General features: G+C 59.8%; 16 protein-coding genes. 4 read left to right on the top strand and 12 right to left on the bottom strand.

All coding sequences use genetic code 11. The features are described 5' to 3' along the window. The first annotated feature begins 56 nt into the window (after positions 1–56). Positions 57–2,159 (top strand): S9 family peptidase, encoded by a 2,103-nt coding sequence (locus tag FEU76_RS14175; RefSeq protein ID WP_167385717.1) that lies wholly within the window; start codon positions 57–59, stop codon positions 2,157–2,159. Here the strand turns inward: FEU76_RS14175 and FEU76_RS14170 are convergent. From FEU76_RS14170 to FEU76_RS14155, 4 genes are all read right to left on the bottom strand, one after another. Then, a complete protein-coding gene (locus FEU76_RS14170; protein ID WP_144983841.1) occupies positions 2,119–2,706 on the bottom strand; it encodes a biliverdin-producing heme oxygenase in 588 nt (195 codons plus the stop codon). The genes FEU76_RS14175 and FEU76_RS14170 overlap by 41 nt on opposite strands. Next, the gene (locus FEU76_RS14165) at positions 2,696–4,180 is read right to left on the bottom strand and encodes a GAF domain-containing protein (RefSeq protein ID WP_144983838.1); all 1,485 of its coding nucleotides are present in this window, start codon (positions 4,178–4,180) and stop codon (positions 2,696–2,698) included. Before FEU76_RS14165 ends, FEU76_RS14170 begins: the two co-directional genes overlap by 11 nt. After that, positions 4,177–8,727, bottom strand: a complete 4,551-nt coding sequence (locus tag FEU76_RS14160) for an EAL domain-containing protein (protein WP_186299154.1) — start codon at positions 8,725–8,727, stop codon at positions 4,177–4,179. The genes FEU76_RS14165 and FEU76_RS14160 overlap by 4 nt, the downstream gene beginning before the upstream one ends. A gap of 92 nt (positions 8,728–8,819) precedes the next feature. Next, entirely contained in the window at positions 8,820–10,346 is a 1,527-nt protein-coding gene (locus FEU76_RS14155; RefSeq protein WP_186299153.1) for a methyl-accepting chemotaxis protein, read from the bottom strand. Positions 10,347–10,592: 246 nt separating this feature from the next. On the opposite strand from FEU76_RS14155, the gene FEU76_RS14150 reads away from it, so the two are divergent. Together FEU76_RS14150 and FEU76_RS18610 are read left to right on the top strand one after the other, a co-directional pair. Beyond that, entirely contained in the window at positions 10,593–13,811 is a 3,219-nt protein-coding gene (locus tag FEU76_RS14150) for a putative bifunctional diguanylate cyclase/phosphodiesterase (RefSeq protein ID WP_144983833.1), read from the top strand. A gap of 180 nt (positions 13,812–13,991) precedes the next feature. Beyond that, positions 13,992–14,150: a hypothetical protein gene (locus tag FEU76_RS18610; protein WP_186299152.1), complete on the top strand. Its 159-nt coding sequence runs from the start codon at positions 13,992–13,994 to the stop codon at positions 14,148–14,150. Between the two features lie 59 nt (positions 14,151–14,209). Here the strand turns inward: FEU76_RS18610 and FEU76_RS14145 are convergent, their stop codons facing one another. From FEU76_RS14145 to grxD, 8 genes are read right to left on the bottom strand one after another with little or no spacing between them, the layout of a single operon-like run. Further along, positions 14,210–14,668, bottom strand: coding sequence for a YcgN family cysteine cluster protein (locus FEU76_RS14145; RefSeq protein WP_144983830.1), 459 nt, complete (start codon positions 14,666–14,668; stop codon positions 14,210–14,212). A gap of 42 nt (positions 14,669–14,710) precedes the next feature. Continuing rightward, complete coding sequence (locus FEU76_RS14140; protein WP_039182559.1) at positions 14,711–15,292, bottom strand: acyl carrier protein phosphodiesterase; 582 nt, start codon at positions 15,290–15,292, stop codon at positions 14,711–14,713. A 10-nt stretch (positions 15,293–15,302) separates the two neighbouring features. Then, a complete protein-coding gene (locus FEU76_RS14135) occupies positions 15,303–15,596 on the bottom strand; it encodes a YcgL domain-containing protein (protein WP_096922690.1) in 294 nt (97 codons plus the stop codon). Further along, on the bottom strand, positions 15,593–16,726 hold the full coding sequence (gene rnd, locus FEU76_RS14130) for a ribonuclease D (RefSeq protein ID WP_167385714.1): 1,134 nt from the start codon (positions 16,724–16,726) through the stop codon (positions 15,593–15,595). Before rnd ends, FEU76_RS14135 begins: the two co-directional genes overlap by 4 nt. Positions 16,727–16,777: 51 nt before the next feature. After that, positions 16,778–17,383, bottom strand: coding sequence for a recombination mediator RecR (gene recR / locus FEU76_RS14125; protein ID WP_081138363.1), 606 nt, complete (start codon positions 17,381–17,383; stop codon positions 16,778–16,780). A gap of 3 nt (positions 17,384–17,386) precedes the next feature. Further along, entirely contained in the window at positions 17,387–17,713 is a 327-nt protein-coding gene (locus FEU76_RS14120) for a YbaB/EbfC family nucleoid-associated protein (protein ID WP_016914346.1), read from the bottom strand. 38 nt (positions 17,714–17,751) lie between these two features. Continuing rightward, the gene (dnaX, locus tag FEU76_RS14115; RefSeq protein WP_144983827.1) at positions 17,752–19,671 is read right to left on the bottom strand and encodes a DNA polymerase III subunit gamma/tau; all 1,920 of its coding nucleotides are present in this window, start codon (positions 19,669–19,671) and stop codon (positions 17,752–17,754) included. A gap of 32 nt (positions 19,672–19,703) precedes the next feature. After that, entirely contained in the window at positions 19,704–20,054 is a 351-nt protein-coding gene (gene grxD, locus FEU76_RS14110) for a Grx4 family monothiol glutaredoxin (RefSeq protein WP_039182647.1), read from the bottom strand. A gap of 220 nt (positions 20,055–20,274) precedes the next feature. Here grxD and argF point away from each other — a divergent pair, with 220 nt between their 5' ends. After that, positions 20,275–21,195 carry an ornithine carbamoyltransferase gene (gene argF / locus FEU76_RS14105; protein WP_039182544.1) on the top strand — a complete coding sequence of 307 codons (921 nt, stop codon included), beginning with the start codon at positions 20,275–20,277 and terminating at the stop codon, positions 21,193–21,195. The last annotated feature ends 4 nt before the right edge of the window (positions 21,196–21,199 follow it).

Genomic DNA, 21,199 nt, shown 5'->3' with positions numbered 1-21,199 from the left:
CCTCATGTGGGTGGAAGCACCCGACGTTGATTTCCCGTTATGGTACCTGTCAATTTATGAAAGCACAGCCTGGTATGCACGAAGGCTCGCCCGTAGCACGCTATTATCGCGCCGATGACCCTGAATGGCACTGGTTGGAATCTCGTGACGCACCAGACGTTCAACCTTTTTTAGCCGACGCCAACCAGCAGCATGCCGACTGGTTTCGCCCCTTGGCGCCGCTGGCCGACGCCCTCTACCATTCACACTTGGCACGGCGCGAGCTGGCGGTCAAAAGCCTGGCCACGGTATTGGATCACTTCACCTGCTGGAGCGAAACGGGAGCCGACGACGACTACCCCTGCTGGTGGCGACATCCCAACGGCCAGCCCCAGCGTGCCGAGTGCTTTCTGGATGTGCGCGAGCGTGCCGCAGAGCAGCCGTTCTATGACATGGGGGACATGGCCCTCTCCCCCGACGAGCAGTGGCTGGCCTGGACCGAAGACACCCAAGGGGACGAACGCTACACCCTCTGGCTGAAAGCGTTGCCCAGCGGCACTCCCCGCCAGTTGCTCGAAGACATCGGGCCGTCGGTGTGCTGGGCAGAGGACCAGACAACCCATGGCGCGACGCTGCTGTTTACCCGCTTCGACGACACCCAGCGCCCCGATAGCTTGTGGCGACTGTGGGTAGGGCTCAATAGCGACGCCCAGGTAGACACCGACGCTCAGGCTAGCGCACCGACACTGATCCTGCGTGAAGACGACCCGGAGTTCTGGCTGGGCGTTGGCAAGACCCGTTCGCGTCAATGGCTGATCATCGAGAGCGGCTCGAAAGATACCACGGAGGTCCACGCCCTGCCCGCCCACCAACCCGCCGCGAGCCCAGTATGCCTGCATGGGCGCACGAATGGCGTGGAGGTCAGCATCGACCATCGGCCGGGGGCTTTCTACCGGCTACACAATCAGGCAGGGCCACACTTTGCCCTGGATACGCGTGCCGACACGCTGGAAGATACGGGCTGGAAAAGCCTGCTGCCCCCGCGGGAGGACGCCACGCTGGAAGGGGTAGATGCATTCGCCTGGGGGCTGGTCGTGGCCGAACGCAGTCATCAGGAAGCTCAGGTGCGGTTGAGGCAACTGAGCCTGGCCGAAGATGGCCATACGCTCATCGAAGATCACTACCTGGCGCTACCCGACACGCCTGTCTCGCAGCTTCTGGAGGACATGCCCCACTTCGATGCACGCACGCTCCACCTGCGGGAAGAGTCTTTTACCCACCCTCCCCGCTGGTTTGCGCTGAACCTGGACAGCGGTGAGCGCACGCTACTCAAGCAAGTACCGGTACACGGCAGCCTCTCCCCTGAGCAACTGGTCAGCCGACGGATCTGGGCCACCAGCCACGACGGTGAACAGGTGCCCGTTTCCGTGGTCATGCGTGCCGATCTGGTCGGGCAGCCTCTGCCGACGCTGCTATATGGCTACGGCGCCTATGGCGAAGCGCTCGACCCCTGGTTTTCGATTGCCAGGCTAGAGCTCCTTGAGCGTGGCGTGGCCTTTGCCGTGGCCCACGTACGCGGCGGCGGCGAGCGCGGCGAACCGTGGTACCTGGCAGGCAAGATGGCCAACAAGGAAAACAGCTTTCATGACTTCCTGGCTGCCCGCGAGGCACTGGTGTCCGAGCAGGTCAGCCAGCCTGAACGGATCGTCGCCTGCGGTGCCAGCGCGGGCGGGCTGCTGGTGGGTACCTGCCTGAACCGGGCACCAGAGGCGTTCTGTGCTGCCGTGCTCGACGTGCCCTTTCTGGATGTACTGCGCACCATGCAGAATCCCGAGCTGCCGTTGACCACCGCCGAGTACACCGAATGGGGCAACCCTGAGAGCAACGACGTCCGCGAGCGGATCGCTGGCTACTCTCCCGTGGATAATATTCGCCCTCAGCGCTACCCGGCGCTATGGATCGAGGGCAGCTGGTTCGATACCCGGGTCAGCTATTGGGAGCCCGCCAAGTTCTATGCTCGCGTGACCCAGGCTCAGCAGGGAAGCGCCCCGATTCTGCTGCACACCGACATGACCAGCGGTCACGGCGGCGCCTCCGGCAGATTCAAGGCCTGGCGCGATGCGGCACGCCAGGATGCCTTCATTCTATGGGCGTTGGGTCTCGTGACAAGGCCTGAATAAAGCCCTCGAAGGCCTGCTCGGCCCCTTGGCGCACACAAGGCCAATCGGGTTCCGGGCAGGCCGCTTCTGCCTGGCGCCATAACGCGGCCCAGGTGTCAGCCGCCAGCGGCGTGGCACCAAAAAAGCGACAAGGTACCGAGGAGCCCAACTGTTGGTTCACGCAACGCGCGATCACCTCCCCTCCCAACCGAGACCCTTCCAGCACGTACAGCATGCCCACCATTTCCGCCTCGTTATGCGGTTCAGGGAATCGCCAGCGGGCAGTCAGTGGCTGACCAAGTGCTTGCAGGTCCTGCTCTAGCAGGGCCGCACGCGTCACCAAAGGATAGCGCCAAGACCATTCGCCAAGCGCCGCCGCCAGCGTTTGCTCCAGTCCTGATATCGCCGGGTAAAGGCGGGTCAGTGCCTGCCCATAGACCTCCAGGCTCAGCCTTGGTCGAAGGAGAGGGCTAAGCACAGGGTGATGATCAACGCGCTGGTGAGCCGTACGCGTCGTGTTCTTGAGCCACTGGGCCAACGTCGTGGCAGCGAAGGGCTCACGCGTCATCTTTACCCCACGGCAAGCTCTTGGCCTGCTGAAGCAAGGCACGCAGTTTCAACAGGTAGAGCCGGGTGCTGGAAGACCAGGGGCGGCTGTGGCCTACCCGCTGCTCCACCCACGCTTCGAAGGAGCGGCGGGGCGACACCGTGCTTTGACCATCACGGTAGTCGACGGGCTTGTCCGGATTCCCACCCCAGGTAACTTCGTACAAATGCTCGACACGGCACAGATACAGATTGACGCGATGATGGGAGTCCAGCGGCAGATCTCCGATCACTGCCACCCCCGCGACCTCACTAAGCGGCATGGATGCACAGTCCCGCTGCAGGCTGTCGCTTAACCAGACATTCGAAGGCTCGCTGACGACCTGTTGGCTAATCGCCTGAATGGCGGCGGGGGTCAGTCCAACGCCGCTCAGGTAGTATTCGTCATCCATCTGCAGCAGCACGCCATCCACGGCAAACGTCGTCATCAGCCAGGCGCTGAGTTCATCCCAGGCGCTCTCCAGACCACCATGGCGCATCAGGACTGCCTTGGCCTTGTCGAAGTGCCGCTCCATGCCATCGAGTATCTGCAGGCGCCGACGCGCCTTGAAGTCTCGCAAACGCAAGTTGAACGCTTCGCTCACGGCGGCCATCTGCCGAAGCTGACTGACGGTGAGTTGGCGCGGCGTGGCACAGTGGCAGGAAATCAACGCCTCCAGCTCACCTGACTGAATGATGGGTAGCGAAATGGCGCCTTCCACTCCCATGTTGGCCATGTATTCAAGATGCACGGGCGAAGCGCTGCGCAGATCGACGTAGCCAAGATCAGGCACCGCCCCGGCCGCCAGGGCATGCACGGGCACAGGGGAGGCAGTGGCATCCGGTATGGTACGCCAGGGGTTCTTGAGATAGAGCTGCCGCGCGATATAAGGGATATCGCTGGCCGGGAAGCGAAGCCCTTGATAGCTGCCCTTGATGCCTGGGCGCCGCGCTTCGCAAAGCACTTCGCCATCGCCTGCGGGGATGAAACGGTAGTAAAGAACACGGTCAAAGCCGCTCATGGTCAACAGTTCGTCCATCAGTTGCTGACACTGGGCATTGAGCTCATCGCTGCTATCAGGCACGGCGACAGAGGCACCGGTCATCGTCATGGTGTCTCCGTGGGCATCCACTGGATAGAATTCCAGCGCCACCCCCTCGCCGTGCGCAGTGGCCACGAGATCGAACTCCTGACGTTCGCTATGACACTGGCCGTAGTGCCGCTCACCCTCCGCCAAGGCAGGCAAGCTCAGCAAGTAGTCCCGAAAATGGGCAGGCAAGCGCTGCCCCAGGCGGCACGTGCCCTGGGCATCGTCCAGTCGCTCGCTGTTGGCGGACAGATGTGTGATGCGGCCTTCGGCATCGACGATGACCAGCACTCCATGGGGCTGTATCGCCCCCGTCAGGTGCAACGCCTCTTGTTCACACTGGTGGATGAAACCACGCTCGTCAGTCATTGGTGTAAATCCGATGAAAGAAGTTCGGCCTTGCCATTCACACGTATCAGCTCAGCATAGGCGTCCAAGGCAAGAGGCCGTGAAAGGTAATACCCCTGAACGAAGTCACAGCCATTTTCTACCAGCCAGGCCAACTGCGCGGCCGTCTCGACGCCTTCTCCCACGGTACGGATCCCCAGCGCGCTGGCCATGCCCAGGATGGCTAGCGCAATGGCTTGATCGCTCTCGTCTCTGCCGCCCAGGCCATCGACGAAGCTCTTGTCGATTTTCAGCTCTGCCAGTGGCAGACGCTTCAGGTAAGCCAGCGATGAATAGCCCGTTCCAAAATCATCCACCGCCAGCTTGATGCCTGCCTCGCGCAGCTTTTCGATATTGCCCAGCGCCGAGCTGGAGCGATCGACCAGCGTGCTTTCGGTGATCTCTACCTGAATGAGCGCGTGAGGGACGCGGTACTGTTTCAGACAACCAAACAGGTGGGTAATGAAGCGCTCTTCTTGAAAGCTGCGTGCCGAGACGTTCATGGCCACGGGCAGCGGCTGCAGCCCTTGCTCGCGCCACTGGGCGATCTGCCTGATCAGCATCAGAGCAACATGGCGATCCAGGTCCAGAATCAGCCCGGTGGCTTCCGCCACGGGAATGAAGTCCACGGGGCTGACAGCGCCCAGTACAGGGTCCTGCCAGCGCAGCAGCGCCTCGGCCCCCGCTAATTGGTGGCCATCTTTGCAGGTATATTTGGGCTGATAGACCAGATGAAGGCGCCCGCGCTCCATACCTTCACGCAGGGCCTGCCCAATCGCCACATCGCGCATCAAGCGAGCCTGCAGCTCGGGCTTGAACAGTTCGAAGCGGTCACGGCCATTCTCCTTGGCACGGTACATGGCGGTGTCGGCAGCTTTGGTCAACCCTGCCACGTCATCGCCATCGTCAGGGCAGAAGGCCAACCCGATGCTGGACGTCACGAACAGCGTGTGGCGTCGCACATCGAAGGGCTTGGCGATGGCCTCCACGATGCGTTTGGCCACTTGTTCCGCCCCTTCGATGGAGGTTTCCATGAGGATGATGGTGAACTCGTCCCCTCCCAGGCGCGCCACGGTGTCCATATCGCGTACCAGCTCTTTCAGACGACTGGCTACCTGGATCAGCAGCTCGTCGCCCACGTCGTGCCCCAGGGTGTCATTGATACTCTTGAAATTGTCCAGATCCAGGAACATCAAGGCACTGAGCTGGTCACTACGCTTGGCTGCAGCAATGGCGATCTGTAACCGATCCTGAAACAGCGTCCGGTTGGGCAAGCCGGTGAGCGCATCATGGGTGGCCAAGTACTCCGCCTGCCGCTGGGTATCCTTGATGTGGCTGATATCGGAAAACACCGCCACATAAAGGGTTTCTTCGGGCGTCTCGGCCACGATCCGGTTAAGCGTCAACCATTGGGAAAACACCACGCCGTCATGGCGTTTGTTATAGACCTCACCCTGCCAATAGCCCGTCTGCTGCACGATTTCCCACACCACCTGACAGCCACCCGAGCAGGAATGGTCAGACGGTGTGTTGTCCTCACAATAGAGCAGTGGCAGTGCGGGGTGACCGACGACCTCGTCTGAACGGTAGCCGGTAATGCGGCTGAAGGCTGCATTGACAGACTGCACCTCACCCTGCGCAGTGATGACGACAATGGCCTCCCCTGCCTGTTCGTAAACCTTGGCCGCCACCTGCATGTCCCGCTCGGCGTACTTGCGAGCCGTGATGTCTTCCGACTCGGTGAGGATCAAATAGGGGTGGCCATGCTCGTCGCGGAGCAACTGGTGAACGCACGTGAGCACACGAGGGTGGCCCTCTTCCGTGGGCAACACATGCTCGGCGCTCACCTTGTTCTGATAACGCAGTGCTTCGAGATCCTTCGCCCATACCGAGCCCGCATAGGTATCCGGAAAAAGTTCGAAAACATTACGCCCGATCAGCTGCTCCTGGGTCAGCCCGAACGATTCCAGAAAGCGTGGGTTGGCAAAGGTATAGCGCCCATTCAAATCCTTGAGGGCAATCATGACCGTACTGTTTTCCATCAACGCATGGAGCTGGGCCTGGGACTGACGCAGCTTGGCCTGGACATGGCTAAGGTCTGTCACGTCCATCAGCGTCACCACCAACAGCTCGACGCTCCCCTCCTGGTTGATGCCAGGGGTCACCAGGCGCTGCAACAGCCTGCCCTCGAGCTCCAGGATACTTTCGACCGGCGATGCCTGCTCACCGACCTCCAGAAGAACATCCTCCAGATCGTTAAGCACGGCAGGCAGCCGCAGCCCGGCCACATGGCGCTGCAAGGCCGTGGGGCGCAGGCTGAAATAACGCGAGGCCGGGGCATTGTAGCGTTTGAGACACAGCTCTCCATCGAACACCAACAGCGGAAAATCGAGCGCGTCATAGAGGTAGGCATACTCATCGTTGAGCTTGCTCAGCTCGCCGGTTTTCACGTTAAGTTCTTCGTTGAGGCTGATCAGCTCTTCGTTGGTGGCCTGCAACTCCTCATTGGCAGCTTCCAGTTCCTCGTTGGTGGCCTGCAGTTCTTCATTGGAGGCTTGCGCCTCTTCGTTCAGCGACTGCATTTCCTCATTTGCCGTGGCCAGCTCTTCGATCAACGACTGCAAGTGCTCTCGCGTGGCTTCAAGCTCGTCTTCCAGGCTATCGATACCCTGCAGCTCTGGCAGCATGAGTTTGTCCAGCGACGCGTCCGGTGTGCGCTCGCTCTCCAACGAGGGTGCCAGTACCACGAGAAGACGATGATCGTCAGCCTGTTCGGTCAGACCGCGAACACTCAACTGCCACCACTCGCCTTCGAAACGCCGACGCCTACCCATTTGCGTCGCGTGGGTCTTGTGAAACTGATGCAACAGCGACATCAGCTCGCCGCGAAACAGATCACTGACCACATCCTGAATACCGACCTGAGTACGACCAGAAGGGAAGCGCAAAAAGCGTTTGACGTCACCAGCCGTATGCTGGACGTTGCCCTGTGCATCGCACAGCACCACCGTGACGCCGACATGCGCCACCAAGGCATCCAGCAGTTGCTGCATGTCTCGATCACGTCGCTTCAAAGGCGATACATGTCGCAGCATCGCCGAGGAGTGCTCTACCACTTCCGCGCTGTTGCCCTGCTTGACGAACAGGCGCTCCCGCCGATCGAGAGGTTTGAACAGCGCTTCGGAATGGGCAATGCTCTCCGAGCGCCCCAAAAACAGCACACCTCGCTCTCGCAAACCGAAATGAAACCGTTGCAGCACTCTTGTCTGCAAATCATTATCGAAATAGATCAGAACATTACGACAAGTAATCAGATCAAGACGCAGGAAGGGAGGATCATCGACCAGGTTGTGCTTGGCAAACACGATCATGTCACGCAAGGTCTTGCTGACCTCATAGACATGGTCGTGGGCGATAAAGTAGCGTGACCGCCACTCGTCGGGCAGTGCGGCCAGCGCCGCACCGATGTAGCGACCTCGGCGCGCAATTTCCAGCGCATCGTCATCGATATCCGTGGCAAACAGCTGCACGACCGCCTGACTTTCCAGCTGCCGTTTGGCCTCTGCGACCAGCAAAGCAATGGAGTAGGCTTCCTCGCCTGTGGCACACCCCGCCACCCAGATACGCAGGGGGCCGCTATTGGCTGACTCGACGATGCCTCTGACGGCTTTTTCCACGGCCTCGAAAGCACTGGTATCCCGAAAAAATGCCGTCACCGAGATCAGGATGTCGCGACCCAGCTGTTCGAGTTCGGCCGGGTTGCTCTCTACCAGCTCGATGTACTGCTGCATGTCGGACACGTTGCTCGCCACCAGTCGACGACGAATGCGCCGACTCAAGGTTCCTTGCTTGTAGCCCGAAAAATCAAGCTGTCGACGCTCCTTGAGCAGCGTCAACAGACGCTGGGGCACCGAGACCTGATTTCCTTCCAGGCTGGCACACTCAAGGCGGGCAAGCTCTGCCAAACGCCCTCCCATCTCCTCCACATCCAGAATGTAGTCGATGACACCCGCATCGATGGCCGACTGCGGCATGCCGTCGTATTTTGCTGTGTGCGGCGTCTGCACCATGGTGACGCCCCCTGCGGCCAGAATGGCACGCAGCCCAGCCGTCCCATCGGAGCCGGTGCCAGAAAGCACGATGCCCACGGCAGATTCGTGGGCATCGCTGGCTAAAGAGGTAAAGAAATCGTTGATTGAGGGCTTGGGCACGACATGAGGCAACGCGGGTGTGGTGTAAAACACGCCCTCTCTTATCGTCGCATTCATGTTGGCGGGCACCACATAGATGACGCCGGCTTCCGGGCGCTGCTGATGCTCCAGACGCGTCACCCGCAACCGGGTCTCACGCGCAAGAATATCCACCAGCATGCTTTTGTGGGCAGGAGAGACATGCTGCAGCACCACATACGCCAGCGGTAGCGCAGGATCCAGGGGGCGTATCAGCCTGGTAATGGCTTCGAGCCCACCCGCAGAGGCGCCAATACCCACGACAAGCGGTGATACTGGCGCTGGCGTTGCAGCAGTCATGGCGTTCCTTTGAATCATGGTGAGGCGTTTCGACAGTCTACACAGCTTGGCAACAAAGCAATACGTCACCCGCCATTAAACCATTAACGCTATTACTGTTTATCGGCGATGAAGTCCTTTTCGGCAAGTGCCGTTCGAGGCGTTACAGAAAGTGAAGCCACGCTTCCTGCCACCCTCAGTGGCGGGAGGTGGAAGCCACTCACGGCTTCCAACAGGGTGTCTGCGGTGTTAGAGAGCTTCTCGGCCATCTCATGTGCATCACTGACCGAACGATTGGAGCGTTCCAGTGCATCATGGATTTCGGTAACACTGTGCTCCAGGGCATCAATACCTTGGTGCTGCTGCTGTAGCGCACCGTCTATACTACCCAGCCGTCGAGCGACTTCCGCAAACGAGGCCTCCAGCCGATGCGTGGTCGCACTGGCCGCCTGGCTCTGGGTAACGCCACTGGCAGTCTGTCGGGTAATGTCTTCCACATTGCCTCGAATACGCTCAGCGGTTTGTTGCGTATTGCCTGCCAGTTTACGTACCTCACTGGCGACCACCGCAAAGCCCCGGCCTTGCTCACCAGCACGGGCGGCTTCCACTGACGCATTCAAAGCCAGCAGGTTGGTTTGAAAGGTAATGTGGTCAATTTCAGCCAGCATGCTGCTTATGGAATCTGCCTGTTGGGCCAACTGATGCATCATATCCTGCAGGGCATTTACCTGACGGTCGTTCTCCTCCATGGCGGCCTGCGCGTCCTGCGCAAGTCGGCGGACATGTTGAGACTCCATGGCCGTATCGCGGGTGAGGCCCGCAAGCTGGGTGGCATTGGTGGAGATTTTTTCCGTTTGGCTGACATTGCGGGCAATCTGTTCACTCAGCGTATCTTGAGCACAAAACAGCTGCTCACTGAGTTGGGAAGCCGCCTGAGCGGCCGCCTGGGTCTTGTGCAAGCTGCCTGCGACCTGATCACGCATGGTCAACACAGCGGCCACGGCGGGCAAGCGCTGCTGCTGGGGAGTAAAGGTAGTATCCAGATGCCCTTTGCCTGCCTTGTGGGCAAAGCGGGTGACATGCAGGCCCTCAGCCACCGTGCGCGACAGCACTTTCGCCAAGTAGCCCAGAATGCCGACCTGCACTACCACCGCACCACCGTGCATCAACAGGCAGGCGACCAGCTCAGCGCCCGAATGATCATGATCGTGACCACTCCCCACCATACCGCTGTAGAGATGCACGTACCCCAGGTGTTGCAACCAGCTGAACGCCGCGTGATGCAGTGCTACCACGAGACCACCGAAGGCAATCACCCGCCAGTCGCTGTAGAGAATCAGTGCGGCCAGCAGGATGAAGATGCTGAAATGCGCCTCGATCAGACCGCCACTCTGCTCGATGAGCACGGCCGCCCAGCCCATCATGACCGCCGCTTTGATGAAACCGTTGAAAATGAGCCCAGGCCACTTCCATTGTAACCAGGCGGCCAAGGGTAGCGTGGCCAACGCGTAGGCGATGGCGATCCACAGCGTTTGGGTAAACGACCCAACGATAAGGCACAGAGCGCCTATCAAACCAATAGGCAGCCACATGAGACGGTCGGCATGGGCAATATGACGTGCGAAAAGCTGTCGAGACATGAGTCTCCTTCTGTGGGAACAAGGGTCAGGCGAGGATGAGGGGAGCAGACCGAGGGGGACGGCCTGATAATCGGACTATAGAAACCTTGTAACACTTTTTCAATACTCTGCTTTACAGATTTGTCACACTTTACCACTATTAGATTACACTGAATTGGCCAAGCCGTTGCTTCACCTCTCCGGCTCTCCCGCAGCATAATAAGACTCACAATACTTCCACCTCCTGCTTCAGAAGACACACACCCAATGGATGTACACAATCGTGAGCTGGCCCTGCAAACAGGGCTGCTGATGCTACTGGCGACCACTGTCATCATCGGCGGGGCCAGCCTGCTGTTCGGTGTCATCCCTCATTTGCCGCAACCCCAGGCACTCGCCATCCTTCCGGATAGCGCACTGGTGATCCTGCTGTCCGGGCTGGGCCTGAGTGCGGTGATGGCCAATCTTGCCTACTGGCGGCGGGTGACGTCGGTATCACTGCTACTGCTGTGCCTGTATACACTGGCGCATAATCTCCTGGCGGGCACGTCAGGGCTGTCGCTCTTGACGGGACAGCCTCGTTTACCTTCCCAGGCATTGCCGACGCTGACCCTGGCCGCCTTTTGTTTATGGGTTGGCCCTGTTGGCGGCTGGCAACGGCGCATGTGGCAAACCGGCGGCATCCTGCTCTGGGTCATCGGCATCATCACCTTGGCAGACCAGGCAGGTGCCGCACTACCCCACTGGCTACCTAGAGCCAGCGCCCTCTTGCCAGGTCTGCTCTGCTTCTCCTTTGGCCTGGCCATGATCATGGTCAGCCGCCACATTCCTCACTTGACCACCTCGCTCAGCAAGACCGCCGTCCTGGCCGGGCTTCTGGGTGTCAGCATCAGCATGGCCAGCTGGTTTCTGATCAGTTGGAACCAGCATCAGAGCGTGCGCACCGAGGCGCACCATATCCTGGAGAGTGTCACGACGAGCGTGGAGAGAGCGCTGACATCGCGCGCACTGGTACTGAAACGCTTGGCTGAACGATGGCAAGGGGTCTTTATCGATGCGTCTTCTCGTCAACGCGAAGTGGTTCGTTACTGGAATGATTACCCCAGTTTCTTGGCCATGGCCTACCTCGACCCTTCCTCACGAGAAACGTGGCGAAGAGCCCAACAGGGAAATGACCTACTCTGGCTGGATGAGCAACTGACAAAGCCAACAGTGCTGCGCTGGCTGAATCAGCAGCGTGCTACCGAACAATGGCTGCTTCCCGACGCAGCCAGACCCGATATCGCGCTCCTGGCACTGATGCCTTCCAGCGAGCCACGATTCCAGCTCATCGTCATGATAGATATCGACTTTTTGATCGGTAAAGAAACCACCATCGCAGAACAGGCGTTTGCCCTGAGCATTTCGCATGACAACGGGGAAATGGTCAATTTGCGGGGCCTGGACTCGAACCCTGATCACCATGAAGGCACTCCGCTCAGTGAAGAAATACTGCTCCTGCCAGAGGACACGGCTCTCCACCTGAGCCTGTGGCCAAGAGGTTCTGCCAGCTTCGAACTGGGCAATTTCATTGCCGCAGGCGTGGGAATTTCCGGGCTTTTGCTGACCTATCAGCTGGTGCTCAGTTTAGCCCTGATGGCCGCTCGGGCTCAGCGCTCTGTCGAGCTTACCCAAGCAAAGGAGGCATTGGAGGACCAGCATCGGATCCAGGCCATGATTGCACGCGACGAGCCGTGCAGCGCAACGCTACTGCAAATATGCCGCCTGCTAGAGCACCAGAATCCTCAGTGGGAGGTCGCCATCTGGCGCCTGGAACCATCGTCAGCACGCCGAATAGAACTGCTTTCGGCCAGCCTCCCCGCCGCGTTGCAGAGCGACCCCAGCCTCAACGAAAGCCTGATGCGCCTGGCTAGCGAGCTGCAATTGCAGCAACGCTCCACCGTGGAATGGAGCCTCGACGAGCCGTCTGCAGAAGAGTTTTCCAGGCTGTTATCGGACTATGGCTATCGACGCGCTTCATTGCACCTGCTGGATGGCAGCGATAGCCATGCCCTGGGAGCGGTGGTGCTGCTATCGAAGCATGCCAACGTGACCTCACCCGATCCCGGCGCCCAAAGCTCCCCTTCACTGCTGGCCAGTGCTCTGCGCCTGATGCGCCTGGCCATCGAGCGCCATAACCACCAGCAAACGCTGCTCTTTCACGCGACCCACGATACCCTGACGGGGCTGGGCAACCGAGCCCTGTTCGAGGATCGCTTACGTCACGACGTTGCCTTGGCCCAGCGCCACCAGCAGCAGCTTGCGGTACTCTTCATCGACCTGGACGACTTCAAGCCCATCAACGATACCCTGGGTCATGCCGTGGGAGATAAAGTGCTGATTCACGTCGCCAAGCGGCTGGAAGCCATGATTCGCCCCTCCGATACGCTATGTCGACTGGGCGGGGACGAATTTGTCCTGCTGTTACCCGATCTGGTCAACGCAAGGGACGCGGAAGAGGTCGCGGAAAGGCTGCTGGTGGAGTTGGCCAAACCCTATCGCATCGATCGCCACGAGCTGTATCTTTCAGCCAGTATCGGGATCGCCCTGAGCGACGAAACGCTGGAACAGCCTGCCGCGCTGCTGCAGCAAGCCGACATGGCCATGTACAAGGCCAAACAGCAGGGCCGCAATACCCAACAGACCTTTACCCATGATATCAATCACAAGTTGACCCAGCGGGTGACCTTGCGCAACGAGTTGCAGGAGGCCATGGCCCAAGAGCAGTTCGAACTGCATTATCAGCCGCTGTTGACGCGTGATGGGAAGGTACACGGTTTCGAGGCCCTGGTACGTTGGAATCACCCATTAAAGGGCGCCATTTCCCCTGGGTTATTCATCCCCATCGCCGAGGAGACGGGGCAAATCATTGGTTTGAGCGCTTGGGTCATGGAGCGCGCTGCGCGAGACTTCTGCCTGCTGCGCCCCCTTCTCGCCGGGCAGCCGCGCGTGGCCATCAATCTCTCGCCGCTGCAGTTTCATCGGCCAAGCTTCTTGAACACCCTCCGCCAGACCCTCGCAGAAACCGGCCTCCCCCCTGGCGCGCTGGAACTGGAGCTGACCGAGGGAATCCTGATGAACGACACGGAAGCCGCCATCGAGACGCTGAATGCGCTGCGCGAGCTGGGCGTCAGCATCGCCATCGATGACTTTGGCACCGGCTTTTCCAGCCTGAGCTACCTTCGCCACTTGCCCATCGACAAGATCAAGATCGACCGCAGTTTCATCATGAACATCGACCACCACCGCAAGGATGCCGCCGTGGTCCAAGGCATCATCGCTCTGGCACACCACCTGGATCTGACCGTGGTCGCCGAAGGCATCGAAACAGACGCCCAGCAACAGCAGCTGTTGCTGCTGGGCTGCGATGTGTTGCAAGGCTATCTTTTGGCCAGGCCCATGCCGTTCGACACGCTGAAGTCATGGCTGGCAGAACGCCAAGGCTGACAAGAAGATAGCCTCCTGACGACTTTTTCCTGCAGGCAGCGCTCAGCGCTGCTTTTTTATGCCGATAATTTTTATGAAAACATTTTCCAAAAATACTTTTCAAAACGCCTTTCTTTGGGCATACTCGCCCTACGTCTTATAGACCAACGTCTAAAACCATCTCTCCATCAGGAGTCTGTCATGAAATATCAGGAACAATTTCTCACTATCTGGGACACCCCGACCAAGGCCTCCGCACCTCAGCCCAAAGCCGCTCCCCAGGCATCGCGCACTCCGCTGAAAGAGATGTTCTTCACCATCTGGGATAGCGCCAAAAACAAAACCGCCAGCCCACGATAAGGTGAGCCAGCGGTGTCAGCCCTGCCATGGATGGCAGCGCATTGCGTGTTGGTCGGCGGTCAAGACATGGGAATGACCGCAATGATATGCTCTTCGAGATGCCGTTCCGGCACCTCATCCTGCGATACCGCAAAGCCTCTGACGCTTACACCTTTGCGATGCACGCGCTCGGCGTCATTGCTCAACAAGGGATGCCATCCCGCCAACTTGCGCCCTTCGGCCACCCTGCGGTAGCCACAGGTATGCGGCAGCCAGGTAAACTCTTTTACCAGCGCTGGCGTCAGCTGCGTGCAGTCCGGCACGCTGGCAAAACGATTCTCGTAATCACTGCATTGGCAGCTGTGTAGATCCAGCAGGCGGCAAGCAACGTTCAGAATGGCCAATTCCTGAGTGTCATCGTCATGCAGCTTCAATAGGCAGCACTGGCCACAGCCATCGCAGAGCGCTTCCCACTCTGGCGCGGTCAACTCCTCCAACGAGTAGCGCTCCCAGAAGCGCTCACGCAACGTGGTTTCCATGTTCGGTTCTCTCTCGGGTAGGTGCATGATCGCCGACGCCGATCAATGGGCGCTGGTATCGTTGCCGCTGCTGGTCAAGTGCGCCTGACATTCGCGCCACAGCACGCTGAAGTCAGCCTCAAGAAGGGCGTAATCATCGTATAGCCAAGGGACCAGCTCGGCCAAACGGTTCGGGCCTGTCAACCGCTTGCCGATGCCTGCCACGGCCTGACAGGTGAAGTCGAAATCCGCATAGCGGCGCAGCCAGTCCTGCTCGACCAGTACGGGCATCATGGTGGCCAACCGTTGGGGAGCAGGCCTGGCCGACAGCAGTTGATAACAGCGCTCGATGAGCTGATGCTGCCGCTCACCCGCTTGCTGCTGGGCAATGAAGTGATCCCACACCAGGTCGAGGGCAATACCGGCATAGCGGCGCTGCTGCCTGGGCGCGCGTTGACGCGCAGCCAGTACCCGAGGGTGCTGATCCACCCAGGCATCCACACGGCGGTGATGGCGAATGCCGTCCGCCACGCTGGCTGGCCAGCCGGAGAGATCACTGCCCTTGACCCCATCGGCAATCAGGTTGCCATAGAGAAAACCATCGTTGCCGGGGCGTGCCAGCCAGGCATGGGCCAAAAAATTCATTTTGGCATCATCACGAGCGGCTGGCAGATTCAGCGCGGTGCAGGTCCAGCAGGTACGGCTCCTTGGCGGGGGGCATCTGCAGGTAGAACCCCTGCTCTTCAATGGCCGCCATGACATCGCGGGCGGCCACACGTGCCAATGACTTCTCCTCGGTCAGGATCATGGTCAGCACCGGGACGGGCTTGCCGAAAGTCGCCATCAAGGCCTCGGGCACGTCTACCATGCCCTTGCGCTTGTCCACGTAAAGGTACATCTCTTCTTTTCGTGAGCTTCTGAAAATTTCGCAAAGTAGCTTCTCGCTCATTCCGACGCTTCCTCTAAGGCTCGTTGAAGGTCCTGACCCAGGCAAACTCCGCGCCAACCGTGCAGTTCATCGAGCGGCTCCCCGGCCATGGCCTGCATGACCAGCGCTTCGATATCACGACGACGAAGCAGCATTTCCGGCGCAATCCCCAAGGCCGCCGCTTTGTCCGCCACGACCTGTTTGATGGCCTTGAAGCGTCGCTTGAAGGGCGGCTGCATGGGGTCAGGCCAACGGGCAGGCAGGGCACTTTCAGCACAGTGTTGCGCCTGCTTCACCCACCCCAGCAAGGCATCGCCCTCTTTCTTGACCAGTGGTGGCTTGACGCCCTCTACCTCTGCCAGTTCATAGCGATTTGCAGGCATTTTTTCGGCCACGGCAAACAGCAGCTTGTCACTGACCAGCCAGTTGCGTGGCAGGTCACGCCGCCGGGTTTCACCTTCTCGCCAGATGGTCATCAGACGATAGGCTTCCAGCTGGCGTGGCGTCAGGCGCCACAGCTGACGCTGGCGGGTGTACCACTGGCCGTCGCTCTCTTCGTCACGACCCGCTTGTTCGATGAGTGATGCACACTCTTCCTCGACCCAGCCAAGCCGCCCTGACTCAGCCAACTGGATGGCCTGGCGCTTCCAGACCTGAAGCAGGTAGGTCACGTCCAGCGCCGCATACTCGCATTGAGAAGCCGTCAAAGGCCGCTCCAACCAGTTGGAGCGAGTCTCTTCCTTGGGCAGCGTGTCACCTATCCAGTGCTCCACCAGCTTCTGATACCCCATTCCCGGGTTCTCACCCAGAAACGCTTGCGCCACTTGGGTATCGATCAGCGGCGTCGGAAGCGTTCCTGCCCAGTGCTGAAATACTTCTAAGTCTTCACTGCAAGCATGCAGCAGCTTAGGCACCTGGCTTTGCAGAAGAGCCTTGAAAGCGGGCGTACAAGGGGTCACCAGCGGGTCCACCAGGTACGCTTTTTCCCCTGCGGCAAACTGGATCAGTGCAGGCACGGGAAAGAAGGTGTTTTCACGAAAAAACTCGGTATCCAGTGCAATGACCTCTGCACTGGCCACCTGTTGGCAGGCGGCATCCAACGCCTCGGCGCTGTCGATCCATTGATACAAGGAGGAGGTTGAAGAGGACAATTCGGTCTTCCAGGTTGTCACAACCGCCTTGGCGCTTGCGTTTTATCCGACTTAATCGCTAGCAAAAGGCTGACGACCGTTAAAGGCACGACTCAAGGTGCCACCATCCACATACTCGAGTTCCCCCCCCATCGGGACACCGTAGGCGAGGCGAGAAAACGCCACACCGTACTGAGCAAGCTGGGCTGCGATGTAATGCGCCGTCGCCTCGCCTTCTACCGTAGGGTTGGTGGCCAGCACGATCTCGCGAATGTGCCCTTCGGCCACTCGGCTTTCCAGCAGCGCCAAGCCCAAGGCATCAGGGCCTACACCGTCCAGCGGTGAAAGGTGACCATGCAGAACGAAGTAGCGACCCTGAAAGCCGCCCGCCTCTTCGATGGCGAGCTGATCCGCTGGCGACTCGACCACGCACAGCAAGCTGTCGTCGCGGCGCGGGCTCTCGCACAAGGCGCATATGTCGGCCTCGGTCAGCGTGCGGCAGTGCTGGCAATAACCCACGTCTTCGATGGCACGCAAGATCACCTCGGCAAGCCGCTGCCCGCCGGGGCGCTCACGTTCCAGGAGGTGCATCGCCATGCGCTGGGCCGTCTTGGGCCCAACGCCGGGCAGCACACGAAACGCATCCATCAACTGCTCTACGAGGGGGGAAAAGCGCATGGATCAGAACGGCATCTTGAAGCCGGGCGGAAGGTTAAGGCCCGCCGTTGCCTCTTCCATTCTGGCTTTCGAGTTGGCTTCTACCTTGCGCACAGCGTCGTTGACGGCCGCAGCCAGCAGGTCTTCCAGCAACTCCTTGTCTTCCTCCATGACGCTTTGGTCGATGGCCACGCTGATCACATCGTGGCGGCCGTTCATGACGACCTTCACCATGCCAGCGCCAGCCTCACCATGCACTTCTGCCTTGGCGACCTCTTCCTGAGCGCGCTGCATTTTTTCCTGCATTTCCTGGGCTTGCTTCATGATGTTGCCCATTCCGCCTTTGAACATGCGGTGATCTCCTGAGTGATATGACTGAAGTGATGGGGTCAAGAGTGCGATGCGGGTTTTACCGTCGACTCAATCAGCGTAGCCCCAAAAGCGTGACGTAACTTCTCAATATTGGGGTCACGATAAAGTAGATCAACCGCTTCGGCATGCCGCTCCTGCTGGAGACGCTCTTCCTGCTGCCGCGGGGTCTCGATTCCCGTGTCCAGCGCCGCTACCTTGAAGTGCACTTTTCTGGGCAGCCCAATCCCGTTCAACGCGCGCTCGATGCGCTGGTTGTGCACCTCAGCCTGCATGGCCGACTGCGATGGGTCCAGGCGCAGCACCAGCGTGGCGCCATCATCGCTTTCCACCTGACAGTGTGCCGCGAGGTTACGCGTCAGCCCCCCCAGGCCCAACGCATCAAAGCAGCCCAGCCACCCGGCCTGATCCAACGGGCCTTCCAACGAGGGTGAAGATGACGAGGAAACCATCGACGCTTGATGAACTGGCTCTGGCTCTGGCTCTGGCTCTGGCTCTGGCTCTGGCTCTGGCTCTGGCTCTGGCTCTGGCTCTGGCTCTGGCTCTGGCTCTGGCGAAAGCATGGCGGCCTGATTCACTTCGTCAAGCGACCAGGGGGGCGGCTCCTCTGCTGGCTGTGCCACAGCCACGTTACTTTCTGGTGGGCGACTCTCTGATGCGTTTTGGGGCGGCTCAGCAGATACCCGCGCAACAGGTGTTTGCGGCGGTGCAGCCTGCGCAGCGGGCGGCGCAGGCTCAGGCTTTTTTGCCTCGGGCTCAACGGCCGGGGGCTGAGCAACCGAGTCCACCGCCGGTTCACGACGTAGCGGTAGCGGCACCGTGGGTGGTTTTGGAACCCCCTGCGGGCGAAACGCCAGCATCCTCAACAGCGTCATCTCCAGCGCGCTGCGCAAGTCGGGCGCATGCACCATGTCGCCTCTTCCCTGGATACCGATCTGGTAGTAAAGCTGCAGATCTTCGGCGGTAAAGCGCCCGGCAAGCTGCTGAATCTGGGCGCGGTCACCGTGACTGTTATCCACCGCGTCAGGCACCATCTGGGCAACGGCCAGCCGGTGCAAAATGGCGGTCAGCTCATCCAGCACTGCGGCAAAGTCCGGCCCCTGCTCGGCGAGCTGAGCAACCTCCTGCAGCAGTTGTTGAACGTCCACGTTCGCCAGCGCCTCTACCAGCGCCAGTACGTGGCGATGATCCAGCGTACCCAGCATGGCCGCAACATCGCCATGGCGTACCGCCCCCTGACCAAAAGCAATGGCTTGATCGGTCAGGCTCATGGCATCACGCATCGAGCCCGCAGCGGCTTTGCCCAGCAGCCAAAGCGCACTTTCGTCGTATTCGACGCCTTCTTCACCCAGCACGAAGCTGAGGTGTTCGACTACCCTCTCAGGCGGCATGTGCTTCAGAGTGAACTGCAAGCACCGGGAGAGCACGGTGGCAGGCAATTTTTGCGGGTCGGTGGTCGCCAGCAGAAACTTGACGTGGGGCGGGGGTTCTTCCAGTGTCTTCAGCAGCGCATTGAAGCTGCTGGTCGACAACATGTGCACCTCGTCGATCAGGTACACCTTGTAACGCCCTTGGGTAGGCGCGTACTGAACGTTGTCCAGCAGCTCGCGGGTATCTTCGACCTTGGTTCGCGACGCGGCATCGACTTCGATCAGGTCGACGAAGCGCCCCTGGTCAATCGCCTCACAGCTGGGGCACTGGCCACAAGGTGTCGACGTGACGCCCTCGTCACCACGGCCATTGGCCGTGCAGTTGAGGCACTTGGCCAATATCCGTGCCAGGGTGGTCTTGCCTACACCCCGCGTCCCCGTAAACAGGTAAGCGTGGTGCAAACGCCCCTGGTCAAGAGCATTGACCAGGGCGCGTTGGACATGGGCCTGCCCCACAAGCTCGTGAAATGTGCGTGGCCGCCACTTGCGGGCCAGAACTTGATAGCTCATGGAGCAAAACTTCCTTGGGCGCTGTTCTTGGGTTAGGCGTCAGTGCCGTTCTCAGCAGCGCCTGCACGCTGGGCAGCTTCTTTGATCAACTTCTCGAGATCGCCGCTCTGGTGCATTTCCATCACGATATCGCATCCGCCGACCAGCTCGCCTTCTACCCACAGCTGCGGGAAGGTGGGCCAGTTGGCAATCTTGGGCAGTTCGGCGCGAATATCAGGGTTATCCAGCACGTTGACGAAAGCGAAACGCTCGCCGCAGCTCATCAGCGCCTGAACGGTCTGTGCAGAAAAGCCACACTGCGGCAGCTGAGGCGTGCCTTTCATGTAGATGAGAATCGGGTTTTCAGTGATTTGACGCTGGATATTGTCAGCCGTGGTGCTCATGGGATGCTCCTCGATAAAAGATGTGGTCTCTTCCAGTGTACGCAATTCGGCCACTGGCTTTAACCCTGCGACCGGGTAATCGTCAGTCTTGATCATGCACGTCAATACCTGAGCAAACGACTCGGTCATATTGCGTGGCGCATATTCTACGCATGCCGCTTGCGTTGCGCATCCCCTGCGGCCTCGCTAGGATGGTGTTTTTGCGCGGAGAGACGTCACCATGGCGACACGCCATTTCCTTACCCTGCTGGATTTGACCCCTGAAGAGCTGGACTATCTGATTCAGCGCGCCATCAAGATCAAGACGGATCTCAAGGCCAACGGACCGGTTTACACGCCGCTGCCCAACCGCACTCTGGCGATGATTTTCGAGAAGTCCTCCACGCGAACCCGTGTTTCCTTCGAGACCGGCATGGCCCAGTTTGGTGGCCACGCCCTGTTTTTGTCTCCGCGCGACACCCAACTGGGCCGCGGCGAGCCCATCGAAGACACCGCCCGCGTGCTGGCTGAAATGGTCGACGCGGTGATGATCCGCACCTTCTCCCATGCAGGGCTGGAAGCGTACGCCAGCGCCAGCAGCGTGCCCGTCATCAATGCGCTCAGCGACGACTACCACCCCTGCCAATTGCTGGCAGACGTCATGACCTGGACCGAGCTGCGCGGCAGCGTCAAGGGCAAGACCGCCGTATGGATCGGCGATGGCAACAACATGTGCCACTCGTGGATCAATGCTGCCCGCCAGTTCGGTTTCCACTTGAGAATTTGCTGCCCGGAAGGCTACGAGCCCCGCGACGACATCATGCAAGCCGCCGGCGACTGCATCACTCTGTTGCGCGACCCACAGCAAGCCGCTCAAGGCGCTGACCTGATCACCACCGACGTCTGGGCCTCCATGGGCCAGGAGCAGGAACAGGCGAAGCGAGAGGCCGATTTTGCGGGCTTCCAGGTAACGGAAGCGATGCTCGACAGCGCTAACGCGGACGTCCTGTTCTTGCACTGCCTGCCGGCACATCGCGGCGAAGAGATCAGCCACACGCTGCTCGATGACCCGCGCTCGGTGGTCTGGCAAGAGGCAGGCAACCGCCTGCACGCACAAAAAGCCTTGATCGAGTTCCTGCTGCTGGGCAAGGTCGACGGCTAGCCCA

Source organism: Halomonas sp. C22, assembly GCF_007655045.1.
Classification (GTDB): Bacteria; Pseudomonadota; Gammaproteobacteria; order Pseudomonadales; family Halomonadaceae; genus Vreelandella; species Vreelandella hamiltonii.
The sequence above is the reverse complement of the archived record's forward strand: the minus strand, read 5'-3'. Positions and strand labels throughout refer to the sequence as shown.

Bases quoted from the DNA above. Each gene is read 5' to 3' on its own strand.
- FEU76_RS14175 (WP_167385717.1), top strand. From the start codon at position 57: ATGAAAGCACAGCCTGGTATGCACGAAGGCTCGCCCGTAGCACGCTAT.
- FEU76_RS14170 (WP_144983841.1), bottom strand. From the start codon at position 2,706: ATGACGCGTGAGCCCTTCGCTGCCACGACGTTGGCCCAGTGGCTCAAG.
- FEU76_RS14165 (WP_144983838.1), bottom strand. From the start codon at position 4,180: ATGACTGACGAGCGTGGTTTCATCCACCAGTGTGAACAAGAGGCGTTG.
- FEU76_RS14160 (WP_186299154.1), bottom strand. From the start codon at position 8,727: ATGACTGCTGCAACGCCAGCGCCAGTATCACCGCTTGTCGTGGGTATT.
- FEU76_RS14155 (WP_186299153.1), bottom strand. From the start codon at position 10,346: ATGTCTCGACAGCTTTTCGCACGTCATATTGCCCATGCCGACCGTCTC.
- FEU76_RS14150 (WP_144983833.1), top strand. From the start codon at position 10,593: ATGGATGTACACAATCGTGAGCTGGCCCTGCAAACAGGGCTGCTGATG.
- FEU76_RS18610 (WP_186299152.1), top strand. From the start codon at position 13,992: ATGAAATATCAGGAACAATTTCTCACTATCTGGGACACCCCGACCAAG.
- FEU76_RS14145 (WP_144983830.1), bottom strand. From the start codon at position 14,668: ATGGAAACCACGTTGCGTGAGCGCTTCTGGGAGCGCTACTCGTTGGAG.
- FEU76_RS14140 (WP_039182559.1), bottom strand. From the start codon at position 15,292: ATGAATTTTTTGGCCCATGCCTGGCTGGCACGCCCCGGCAACGATGGT.
- FEU76_RS14135 (WP_096922690.1), bottom strand. From the start codon at position 15,596: ATGAGCGAGAAGCTACTTTGCGAAATTTTCAGAAGCTCACGAAAAGAA.
- recR (WP_081138363.1), bottom strand. From the start codon at position 17,383: ATGCGCTTTTCCCCCCTCGTAGAGCAGTTGATGGATGCGTTTCGTGTG.
- FEU76_RS14120 (WP_016914346.1), bottom strand. From the start codon at position 17,713: ATGTTCAAAGGCGGAATGGGCAACATCATGAAGCAAGCCCAGGAAATG.
- dnaX (WP_144983827.1), bottom strand. From the start codon at position 19,671: ATGAGCTATCAAGTTCTGGCCCGCAAGTGGCGGCCACGCACATTTCAC.
- grxD (WP_039182647.1), bottom strand. From the start codon at position 20,054: ATGAGCACCACGGCTGACAATATCCAGCGTCAAATCACTGAAAACCCG.
- argF (WP_039182544.1), top strand. From the start codon at position 20,275: ATGGCGACACGCCATTTCCTTACCCTGCTGGATTTGACCCCTGAAGAG.